Annotated in this window: 2 protein-coding genes; both read left to right on the top strand. The window is 72.5% G+C overall.

The annotated features are described in order from the left end of the window. On the top strand, positions 1-371 hold a 371-nt coding region (locus AB0C29_RS46525), incomplete at its 5' end, for a 2-phosphosulfolactate phosphatase (RefSeq protein ID WP_360834541.1). 110 nt (positions 372-481) lie between these two features. Continuing rightward, positions 482-1,829 (top strand): DHA2 family efflux MFS transporter permease subunit (locus tag AB0C29_RS46520; protein WP_360834539.1); only part of this gene is annotated, 1,348 nt, incomplete at its 3' end.

Raw genomic sequence — 1,829 nt, 5'->3', positions numbered from 1 at the left:
TGCGCCGGCTGGGTGCGGGGGAGGCGGTCGCGGTGGTCGCGGCGGGGGAGCGCTGGCCGGACGGTTCGTTGCGGCCGGCGGTCGAGGACCTGTGGGGTGCGGGGTCGTTCATCGAGGCCCTGGTACGGCGGGGAGCCGGTGCTCTCTCCGTCGAGGCGGGGACGGCGCTGGCGGCGTACCGCAGCGTCGCAGACGACCTGGCGACCGCCCTGCGCGACTGCGCCTCGGGGCGCGAGTTGCAGGCGCATGGGTTCCCGGAGGACGTCACGGTGGCCGCGCAGCGGGACGCCACCACAGCAGTGCCGGTCCTGACCGACGGATGGTTCGTGGCGGATTTAGCTCCGGATGAGAGCAACCGAGGCGATCTTTGATTCTTTACCGCCGTAACAAGTCGGATTCTGACGTCATGGGAATCGCTGGCTGGCGGATCGCGGTAGCGATGGGAGATCGTGTAGCGGTCACCCTTAGTGAGGAGATTCCCGTGCGGAAATGGTGGCCGCTGATCGCGGTGTGCCTCGGCACTTTCATGTTGCTCGTCGACGTCACCATCGTGAACGTCGCGCTGCCGGAGATGGCGGTGGACCTCGGCACGTCGTTCAGCTCCCTGCAGTGGGTCGTGGACGGCTACGCGCTGTCACTGGCCGTCCTGCTGCTCGGCGCCGGGGCGCTCGGCGACCTGCTCGGGCACCGCCGGCTCTACATCGCCGGCCTGATCGTGTTCGCCCTGTCCTCACTGGCCTGCGGGCTCGCCGGCAACGACGGCCTGCTCATCGCCGCCCGGGTGGTGCAGGGCATCGGCGCCGCGGCCATGTTCACCACCACGTTCGCCCTGCTCAACAGCGCCTACCAGGGCCGCTCCCGAGGCGTGGCGTACGGCGTCTGGGGCGGCGTCTCCGGTGCGGCCGCCGCGATCGGCCCGATCCTGGGCGGCCTGCTGACCGAGGCGCTGAGCTGGCGCTGGATCTTCCTGGTCAACCTGCCGGTGAGCATCGCCGCGCTGATGCTGTGCTTCACCGCCCTGACCGCCGACCGCGCGGCCCGCCGCGGCCGCTTCGACCTGGCCGGCACCCTGACCTTCACCGTCGCGGCGGGCGCCCTGACGCTGGCCGTCATCCGGGCCACCACCGTCGGCTGGGGCTCGGTCCAGACCTGGGGTCTGCTGCTGCTCAGCGGGCTCGCGCTGGTCGCGTTCGTCCTGGTGGAACGGCGCAGCCCGCACGCCATGCTGGATCTGGCCCTGCTGCGCAACCGCTCCTTCGCCGGCATCCTGGTGGCGGCACTGCTGGTGAACTTCGCGGCCTTCGCGGCGTTCACCTACACCTCGATCTGGCTCCAGACGGTCATCGGGCTCTCGCCGCTGCAGGCCGGCCTGACCGGGCTGCCGATGTCGATCGTGTCGGTGATCGTCTCCGGCGTCGCGGGCGCCAAGCTGCACGGCCGCTCCCCGCGGCTGCTCATCGGCGGCGGGATGCTGCTGATCGGCCTGGGCAGCGCCCTCTGCGCCCTGCTGCTGGGCGCGCAGTCCAGCTGGCCCGCACTGCTGGCCGGGTACGCGGTCATCGGCGCCGGCGTCGGCCTGGTCATGCCCACCCTCGCGGAATCCGCCATGGGTGCTGTCCCGGCCCACCGCGGCGGCATGGCCGGCGGCGCGGTCACCACCGCCCGGCAGCTCGGCTTCGCGATCGGCATCGCCGTGCTCGGCACGGTCTTCGCGGCCCGCGCGGAGGACCACCTCGGCGCCCGAGGTGCCCCGGAGCCGGAGCAGACCGCGCACGCCCTCGCCGGAGGTCAGGCCGGCCGCATCCTGGCCGCGGTGCCCGACGGCCTGC

The sequence above is a fragment of the Actinoplanes sp. NPDC048791 genome, assembly GCF_040650095.1.
GTDB lineage: Bacteria > Actinomycetota > Actinomycetes > Mycobacteriales > Micromonosporaceae > Actinoplanes.
Note: the sequence above shows the minus strand (reverse complement) of the source record. Positions and strands in the feature narration are given on the sequence as shown.